General features: G+C 39.1%; 8 protein-coding genes and 1 tRNA gene. 7 read left to right on the forward strand and 2 right to left on the reverse strand.

Annotated features, from left to right (window positions below):
* Window position 1: 1 nt before the first annotated feature.
* From B5E53_RS16795 to B5E53_RS16825, 7 genes are all read left to right on the forward strand, one after another.
* On the forward strand, window positions 2-397 hold the full coding sequence (locus B5E53_RS16795; RefSeq protein ID WP_087317103.1) for a hypothetical protein: 396 nt from the start codon (window positions 2-4) through the stop codon (window positions 395-397).
* A gap of 17 nt (window positions 398-414) precedes the next feature.
* Window positions 415-2,109 (forward strand): arginine--tRNA ligase, encoded by a 1,695-nt coding sequence (argS, locus tag B5E53_RS16800; RefSeq protein WP_087317120.1) that lies wholly within the window; start codon window positions 415-417, stop codon window positions 2,107-2,109.
* Between the two features lie 371 nt (window positions 2,110-2,480).
* Complete coding sequence (locus B5E53_RS16805; RefSeq protein WP_087317105.1) at window positions 2,481-3,251, forward strand: AAA family ATPase; 771 nt, start codon at window positions 2,481-2,483, stop codon at window positions 3,249-3,251.
* A 139-nt stretch (window positions 3,252-3,390) separates the two neighbouring features.
* Entirely contained in the window at window positions 3,391-4,323 is a 933-nt protein-coding gene (locus B5E53_RS16810; protein ID WP_087317107.1) for a ParB/RepB/Spo0J family partition protein, read from the forward strand.
* A gap of 180 nt (window positions 4,324-4,503) precedes the next feature.
* Window positions 4,504-5,046: a DUF4446 family protein gene (locus B5E53_RS16815; RefSeq protein ID WP_087317109.1), complete on the forward strand. Its 543-nt coding sequence runs from the start codon at window positions 4,504-4,506 to the stop codon at window positions 5,044-5,046.
* Window positions 5,047-5,189: 143 nt separating this feature from the next.
* Window positions 5,190-6,062 carry a DUF3881 family protein gene (locus B5E53_RS16820; RefSeq protein WP_087317111.1) on the forward strand — a complete coding sequence of 291 codons (873 nt, stop codon included), beginning with the start codon at window positions 5,190-5,192 and terminating at the stop codon, window positions 6,060-6,062.
* A gap of 246 nt (window positions 6,063-6,308) precedes the next feature.
* Window positions 6,309-6,382: transfer RNA gene (locus B5E53_RS16825), tRNA-Arg, on the forward strand.
* Window positions 6,383-6,558: 176 nt separating this feature from the next.
* Here B5E53_RS16825 and B5E53_RS16830 read toward each other — a convergent pair.
* Together B5E53_RS16830 and B5E53_RS16835 are read right to left on the reverse strand one after the other, a co-directional pair.
* Complete coding sequence (locus B5E53_RS16830) at window positions 6,559-7,941, reverse strand: site-specific integrase (protein WP_087317113.1); 1,383 nt, start codon at window positions 7,939-7,941, stop codon at window positions 6,559-6,561.
* Between the two features lie 13 nt (window positions 7,942-7,954).
* Window positions 7,955-8,170, reverse strand: a complete 216-nt coding sequence (locus B5E53_RS16835; RefSeq protein ID WP_087317115.1) for a helix-turn-helix domain-containing protein — start codon at window positions 8,168-8,170, stop codon at window positions 7,955-7,957.
* Between the last annotated feature and the right edge of the window lie 461 nt (window positions 8,171-8,631).

The raw sequence follows: 8,631 nt of genomic DNA on the forward strand, positions 1-8,631 counted from the left end.
TATGAGTGCGAAGAAGAAAAATAAAGTATATCATCCCGATTCTGATTTCAGAGAGCGTCTGGTTCGGTTTGATGAGAAGATGAAGGCACATTTGTCAAAAGAGATGATGTATCTCACAGAAAAAAAGGATGATTACGAGAATCAGATTCTTCAGCTGAAGATTGAGAGAGAGCAGCGGGATAAGACATTGTTTCAGCATGTAGAACAGAAGGATATTCGTAAATATTTTTCTCCTCTGAATTTGTCAGACCTGGAGGAGGATAAAAAGGACGAAAAACAGAAAGAGCTGTCTGATCAGATGAATCAGATACAGGAGAGTATTTCACGGATCGATGAACATATAGAAGAAATCCGGGAACTGATCCAGGAAATGGATGATATTTTACAAATGGGATAATGAGAAAGGATGGAAAAATGAAAGCGCAGTTAATTGATATTTTAGCAGAAAATATTCAGGAGTTGGAGAAAGAGGAGATTGCTTCCGCCCTGGAGATTCCGAAGAAAAGTGATATGGGTGACTTTGCTTTTCCGTGTTTTAAACTGGCAAAGGTTTACCGCAAAGCGCCGAATATGATTGCGGAGGATCTGACAAAGAAGATTCTTGAGAAAAATTATGATATTTTCTCTAAAGTAGAAAATGTGGGAGGATATATCAATTTCTTCTTTGCCAAGGAAGAGTTTGCAAAACAGCTGGTGAAAACCATTGGAGTAGAAGATTTTGGTGCTTCCGATGAGGGAGAGGGAAAGACCATCTGTATTGACTATTCTTCCCCAAACGTGGCAAAGAATTTCCATGTGGGTCATCTTCGTACAACAATCATCGGAAACTCTTTATATAAGATTTATTCTAAACTGGGGTATCATGTGGAGCGAATCAATCATCTGGGAGACTGGGGAACACAGTTTGGTAAGCTGATCGTGGCATATAAACGCTGGGGTAGCAAAGAAGCCGTGGAGAAAAACGGTATCGCCGAGCTGATGAAGATTTATGTGAAGTTCCATCAGGAAGCAGAGAAAGATGATTCTCTCAATGATGAGGCGAGAGCATGGTTTGTGAAGATGGAGCAGGGCGACGAGGAAGCGCTGTCTATCTGGCAGTGGTTCAAGGATATCAGTCTTGTGGAATACAAACGGATTTATAAACTTCTGGGTATGGAATTTGATCACTATACAGGAGAGAGCTTCTATCGTGATAAAACCCAGGCGGTAGTTGATGAGTTAAATGAGAAGCATCTTCTCGTGGAAAGCGACGGAGCGCATATCGTTCCTCTGGATGATTATAATATGGCTCCATGTCTGATCACCAAAAAAGACGGAAGCAGTATTTATGCTACCCGTGACCTGGCAGCGCTCTTCTATCGTAAGAAAACCTATCATTTCGATAAATGTATATATGTTACAGGATTGGAACAGAAGCTGCATTTTGCACAGGTATTTAAAGTGATCGAACTTCTTGGATATGATTGGTATGACCAGCTGGTTCATGTTCCATACGGTCTGGTAAGTATGGAAGGCGGTAAATTATCCACAAGAAGTGGTAATGTTATCTATGCAGAAGAGATTCTTCATGAGTCCATCCAGAAGATTTATGAAATCATTGAGGAGAAGAATCCGGATCTGGAAGACAAAGAGACTGTGGCAAGACAGGTGGGTATCGGTGCTATTTTGTTCAATGACCTTTATAACCAGAGAATCAAAGATGTTGTGTTTAACTGGGATAAGATCCTCAACTTTGATGGGGAAACCGGACCATATGTACAGTACACATATGCTCGTTGTGCCAGTGTAATGCGTAAGGCAGGGGATGTGACGATTCCGGAAGAAATTGATTACAGTGTTCTTACAGATGATGTGACCATGAATCTTCTGAAAGATATCACAAGATTCCCTGAGGTAATTAAGGATGCCGCAGATAAATATGAGCCGTTTATGATTTCAAGATTTGCTGTATCGGTGGCACAGCATTTCAATAAGTTCTATCATGACTGCCAGATTAATGTGGAAGATGAAAATGTGAAGATGGCACGTTTGAAAGTGGTATCTATCACAATGCGTGTGATTAAAGATGCGCTTGCATTGCTGGGAATTGAGTGTCCGGAGCAGATGTAACAGAATATCTTGAATTGTGATCAAAAGATTTGTCATAAACGAAGAGGAATGTTTCACGTGAAACATTCCTCTTTTTGCTTGAAAATCATATATCATATTTATATAAAGAATGATTTTAAATATAGCAGAGCTAATGTTCTGTCGCTGCTATTTTTTACGTAGAAAATTAGCAATGTTTCACGTGAAACATTGGACTGTATTTTCATTTAATGTGTGTTATAATGTCCAATGAAGAAAATGTATAACGGTTCAGCTATATGCCTGTCTGGGCAGCGAGTTTTTGAAATGTCATGGCTGAACTGTTAATAAGTATTTCAATTGGAAGATTTCTGATTGATAACGTAATAGAAAATGAAATGGAGGTTTGTAGAATGGGCAGAGTGATTGCCGTTGCTAATCAGAAAGGCGGAGTTGGAAAGACGACAACTTCCATTAATCTGTCTGCCTGCCTGGCAGAGAAAGGAAAAAAAGTCCTTTTAGTGGATATGGATTCTCAGGGAAATACCACCAGCGGACTTGGATTGGAAAAAAATGAACTGGATAAAACAATCTATGAGGTTCTGAGAGATGAGATTCCTGTGGAGGATTCCATCGTGGAGATTGATAATTGTTTTGGAAATTTATTTTTAATTCCATCCAACAGAAATCTGGCAGGTGCAGAGATTGAGTTGATCACTTCGGAAAATATGCAGTATATTTTAAAGAGAAAGTTGGCTCCGATTAAGGACAATTACGATTTTATTATTTTGGACTGCCCGCCGGCGCTGGGTATGCTGACAGTAAATGCTATGACAGCTTCTGATTCTGTTCTGGTTCCGATTCAGTGTGAATTCTATGCGCTGGATGGTCTGACACAGTTAATTTATACGATTAATTTGATTCAGGAGAATCTGAATCCTTCTTTAAATATAGAAGGCGTTGTGTTTACAATGTATGATGCCAGAACAAATTTATCGTTACAGGTTGTGGAAAATGTGAAGGATAATTTAAATCAAAACATTTATAAGACTATTATTCCTAGAAATGTGCGCCTGGCCGAGGCGCCAAGTCACGGACTTCCAATCAATCTGTACTCCAAGAGATCTTCCGGAGCAGAGGCCTATAGTCGTTTGGCCGATGAAGTGATTGAAAATAGTAAATGATAAAAATCAATGTTTCACGTGAAACATTGAGAGATAAATGGAAAAGCGAAAAAGCAAATCGCATTGAAAATAATCAAGAAATGAAAATAATCAAGAAATGAAAAGATAGAACGAATATAAAAAGAGAAGGGGAAAGTGGATGGCAATTAAAAAAGGTCTGGGCCGTGGACTTGATATGCTGATACCGAGGGAAGATATGTCTTCTCATAAAGCCGACGATGACAAAGAAAAAAGAAAAAATGAAAGTAAAGATGAGGGTATCAATGAGTATGATATTGAAGTGGATATCAGAAAAATTGAGCCAAACAGAGAACAGCCGAGAAAACAGTTTGATGAAGATGCCATCGAGGAACTGTCGGAGTCAATCAAACAGTTTGGTGTAATTCAGCCGTTGATTGTGAAAAAAAAGGGAGACTACTATGAGATTATTGCCGGTGAGAGAAGATGGAGAGCCAGCAAGAAAGCTGGTTTAAAAAAAGTTCCGGTCATCATAAAAGAGTACGATGATAAAGAAATATTAAAGATTTCTCTGATTGAAAATCTGCAGCGGGAAGATTTGAATCCCATTGAGGAAGCACAGGCGTATCAAAAACTTCAGGAAGATTATGGTTTGAAGCAGGATGAGATTGCTGCCAGTGTCTCAAAAAGCCGGACAGCTATCACCAATACCATGCGTCTCCTGCGTCTGGACGAGAGAGTACAGAAGATGATCATGGATAATCTCATCACAAGCGGTCATGGAAGAACTATCATACCAATAGAAGATAAAGATTTGCAGTATGAAACAGCATGCAAAATCCTTGATGAGAATTTAAGTGTGAGAGAAGCGGAACAGCTGGTAAAAAGAATGATGGAACATAAGCAAAAGGGAAAAGAAAAAGAGGAAGAAGATTCTCAAAAGGCAGAAATGTTTCATTTCTTTGAGGGCAGAATGAAAGATATTCTGGGAAGTAAAGTTACAATAAAAAATAAGAAAAACAATAAAGGACGCATAGAAATCGAGTACTATTCTGCGGAGGAGCTGGAGAGAATCATTGATCTGATCCAGAGCATTCAGACGAAAGGTAATTGAAGATCATAGACCGGTTTTAAAATGTACGGACAAGGGTAATGAAACCGTGAAAATAATATTGTGACAGATTTTCTTTTTTTATACAGTGGCAGGAACATCTTACATTATGCTATAATAGAAACGCTTCAAATATAAAGAAGCTCTGAAAAAGAAAAAATATACAGGAAACAGGAGAAGAGTATGGAGAGTAATATTTTAAGTTTTTTAAATATGGATTTTGATGTATTCATGATTGGAACCTGCGTGATCATGGCTGTGCTGGTCATTGCATTATTTTTTCTTTTACTGGATTATCTTCGGTTGAGGAAGAGATATATGGAGTTCATGACGGGAGAGAGTGGCAAATCGCTGGAATACACCATTTACAAACGATTTCGCGAGATTGATGAGTTGAAAGAAGGTCAGAAAGATAATGATGACCAGATTGCAATCATTTATGAAAAAGTGAGAAGGTGTTACAGCAAGATAGGAATTCACCGATACGATGCATTTAATTTGGAGAATTCCGTGAGCGGCGGAAATATGAGTTTTGCCCTTACTCTGTTGAATGACGCCAATGATGGATTTATTTTAAATACCATACATAACAGAGCCGGATGCCACGTTTATATGAAGGAAATCAAAAATGGCGAATGTAATATCGCCCTGGCGGAGGAAGAAAAGATTTCTCTGGAAATGGCCCTGCATTATGGGGAAAAGCATGTGGCTGCAAAAAATAATTGATCAAAAAATCATAATACAGAAGATCGGAAAAGAAGAGAGTGATTTTTACTTTTCCGGTCTTCTTTTTTATCTTGCAAAGTAGGGAATATAAATATATAATTAACCAGAAGATGAGAAAATAATCTAAAACAGGGAGCATAAAAATGTATCGATATTTACGGGCAATTGGGCTGGGGAAATATAATACAAAAAAGAAGATCAGAGAGCTGACGGACTATGTGAAACAGAACCACACCAGACAGGACTCTTTCGAAATGAAAAATGGAGAAGAGCTGATCATATATGAGAAGGATTTTGGAGAAGCTGTGGGAGTGGCTGTGGCAGAAGTGGCAGATAAAGACTATACAGAAAAGGAATTCTTTTTTCCTTATGTCCGGGGCCTGAACTGTTTGTTCCATGAGAATCCGGAGTTTGAAAAATATACGGCATGCCATGAATACGCATGCATCTGCGATGAGAATAATCTGGGGATTCCTCTGATTTTTCATGTCAATAATATCGTGGAATATCTGAAAAGAAAAAATGGAATGTTCCAGGAAGAATTCAACTGCATTACGTTGTCGGGACTTTCTTTTGGCGGTATGGTGATTCTTCCTATTGAAAGAGATGAACATCAGAGAAAAAAAGAACGGCAGGGCAATGAGATCCGCAACCAGATGATAGACGCAGCCAAGGCCGGAGATGTGGAAGCCATGGAACAGCTTACACTGGAAGATATGGACACCTACACTCTGGTGAGCAACCGTTCCAAAAAAGAAGACATTTTTACTATTGTGAATTCGTATTTTATGCCTTATACAGTGGAGTGTGATAAGTATTCAATCCTGGGAGATATCATCGATGTCTCTGTCATGACCAACAGCCTGACAGGAGAGGAGTTCTATTATATCTCTCTGGAATGTAATTCTATTCAGATTGAATTCACCATTGCCAAATCAGATATCACAGGCGTTCCGGAAAAAGGCAGAAGATTTAAGGGTTATATCTGGCTGCAGGGAGAAGTGGACTGTATGTAACAGAAACAAGTAAGAGGAATGCTGTATGAAAAAGAAACCTATGTTGACAAATGCAAGGTTTTCGATTAAAATATCAGAGTGAAATTTGCGAGGGCGCTTATAACAAGAACCTTCACAGATGGATATAAAGAATGTCTTCGTAGCTCAGCTGGATAGAGCACTCGCCTCCTAAGTGGCAGCCCGTTCAAGTCCAAAACTGAATAATTTGGTTGTAGCGGTTGCATAAAACCGTTATAATATAGATAAGTTCCTGTAGCTCAGTAGGATAGAGCGATTGCCTCCTAAGCAATAGGCCGCTGGTTCGACTCCAGTCAGGAACGTATAAACGCCATGAATCCAAGGATTTGTGGCGTTTTCTCTTTTAGAAATTCATGCATGGATATAAAATGCATAAATATAAATTTCTGCTAATTAGACTTGAACTGCTTTACCACCTTCTGCTAATAAAATCAGTGTGCTTGCTAATAAGAAAATTAGCAAATTTTGTGCTAATAAATTATTGAGCCAAAAGCTGTGCCAGTGTATTAGCCAGTTCAGGCGATTTTTTCAGCTGCTCGATTAAGTTATTGATGTCTATTTCTGCTTTTTCAGGCTTCTCGTTTGGAAGAGGCGGATTGTATTTGCTCAAATCCGGATTAGCGTAGAACGCTGCATCAAATTTCTGAGCATTAATTTTTCTATCCTCATCAAGTATATGAGAATAAACCTCCGTAACCATATCTGCCTGAGCGTGTCCAGTATCTCCCTGAGTAGCTTTAATATCGCCATGGTTCAGCTTGAGTTTATATGTTGTACTGGAATGTCTGAGTGAATGGAACACTACATTAGGTAATCCGGCTTCCTCACGAAGTTCTTCAAAAGCCTTCAGCAATACCCTTCCTTCACATGGGCGACCATTCGCAAGAGCGACAACAAGATTGAAGTCCTGATATTCGTCACCGAGAAATTCTTTAAGCTCATCCTGTGCCTTTTTCCAATCACGAAGAATGTAAGCCAGTGTTTTCGGTATCCACACACGCCGGATACTGGTATCGTTTTTGGGCTTTTTCAAAACAACCCTGGTTGATGTATTCGGCATCAATGGCGGAAAGATATAATAGACATCTTTCTGATCCAGGGTTTCCAGTGCCCGTTTTGAAACTCTGAGCAGCTCTTTTTTAATATCAATGTACGCATTATCTTCTGCGATTGCTTCATCAGAGATATTTACAAGATCCCAGGTAAGTCCAAGAATCTCGCCTTCCCTCATAGAGCAGGCAAAAGCAAGATTTATTGCTACGTACAATTTGCCATCTTTGCAGCTGTTAAGCGCTTTGCTGATGCTTTCTGCCGTCCATATATCACGTTTTTTGTATTTGGTTCGGGGAAGTGCATCGGAAAGCTGAAAAGGATTTTTCCCGATAAGCTCCCATTTGACAGCCTGTTTAAATGCAGTAGAAAGAAGTTTGAAGATTTTTTCAATCGTTGCCGGTGGAAGAAATTCACTTTTGGGCTTACGGTTCCTGACAATCACAGGTTTTGTTTTTGTCAGTGTTTTGTAGTAAGAATCAACAAATTTACGGTTTACCTTCTGAATTGGTGTCGATCCTATAATCGGATTGATGTAGTTGCTGATTAATCCTAAATTACTGTCATAAGTAGTAAGCCCCCATTTCTTTTCGCCGTACAGAGTTACGAAGTCATAAAGAAAATCTTCAACTGTCTGTGAAGTAGGAGCAATAAATGTTCCATTCTCCTGCTGATTTTCTATTTCTGCTTTCCTTTTATTTGCGTCTTTGTAACTTGTAAAGGTTTCCCACTTCTGTTTCTTTTCGCCTTGCGGCGTATCGTAATAATAAACGACAGAATAATTCTTTTTACGCTTAATGATTGTAGCCATACGTTTTTCTCCTTTATTCAGGTCTGCCGTTCAGCCAGTCCTCAAAGGATTTTTTATTTACCCGTATAATTCTGCCTATCCGTTTGGAAATAAAGAAATTCTGTTCGCATAATTTATAAGCTGATTTTTTACTTATTCCAAGAATGATGGCTATATCACTTACCGAGTAAGTATCAGATCCACCGGATGATAAAGCAGATGTTTTTGAGAAGTTGGTTTCTGCTGTCATTTATCCTCCTTTCAAAGAACAGCAGGAAAAACGTATAACTAAGACATCCTCGTGCCATTATTATACGTTTTTTCTGCCAGGTTGTAAATTTCGTATTCATGATAATTCAAATCAAAAAAGTGAATTCTCCCTGGAAGCCAGTTCCTGCGCCTTCCCAAGCCACGTCTTCGGCGTTGCTATGCAATCTTAAAGCCTGCAGGCACGCATCATGCTATACTATCTGCAGGCACCCGTATCCCTCTTCCGGGAGGGTGTGAAATTTTCAAGGTACTCTATTTTGCCATTTGTAAGGGAAATAGCGGAGAAAATGCAGAATGTGTAAAAAAATAGAAAAAAAGCTGTCCGTGTGGACAGCCTCTGAAAATTATTTATGTCTGGCAGCGAGCCGATGTAGTATACTGATTACAGCGATCATATCCTCATCGTCGAGCTGCTTTAATAAGTCAGCCGCTTTTTCGTAT

This window comes from Eubacterium sp. An11 (genome assembly GCF_002161065.1).
Lineage (GTDB): Bacteria > Bacillota > Clostridia > Lachnospirales > Lachnospiraceae > Anaerobutyricum > Anaerobutyricum faecale.

Bases quoted from the DNA above. Each gene is read 5' to 3' on its own strand.
- B5E53_RS16830 (WP_087317113.1), bottom strand. From the start codon at position 7,941: ATGGCTACAATCATTAAGCGTAAAAAGAATTATTCTGTCGTTTATTAT.
- B5E53_RS16820 (WP_087317111.1), top strand. From the start codon at position 5,190: ATGTATCGATATTTACGGGCAATTGGGCTGGGGAAATATAATACAAAA.
- B5E53_RS16810 (WP_087317107.1), top strand. From the start codon at position 3,391: ATGGCAATTAAAAAAGGTCTGGGCCGTGGACTTGATATGCTGATACCG.
- B5E53_RS16835 (WP_087317115.1), bottom strand. From the start codon at position 8,170: ATGACAGCAGAAACCAACTTCTCAAAAACATCTGCTTTATCATCCGGT.
- argS (WP_087317120.1), top strand. From the start codon at position 415: ATGAAAGCGCAGTTAATTGATATTTTAGCAGAAAATATTCAGGAGTTG.
- B5E53_RS16795 (WP_087317103.1), top strand. From the start codon at position 2: ATGAGTGCGAAGAAGAAAAATAAAGTATATCATCCCGATTCTGATTTC.
- B5E53_RS16805 (WP_087317105.1), top strand. From the start codon at position 2,481: ATGGGCAGAGTGATTGCCGTTGCTAATCAGAAAGGCGGAGTTGGAAAG.
- B5E53_RS16815 (WP_087317109.1), top strand. From the start codon at position 4,504: ATGGAGAGTAATATTTTAAGTTTTTTAAATATGGATTTTGATGTATTC.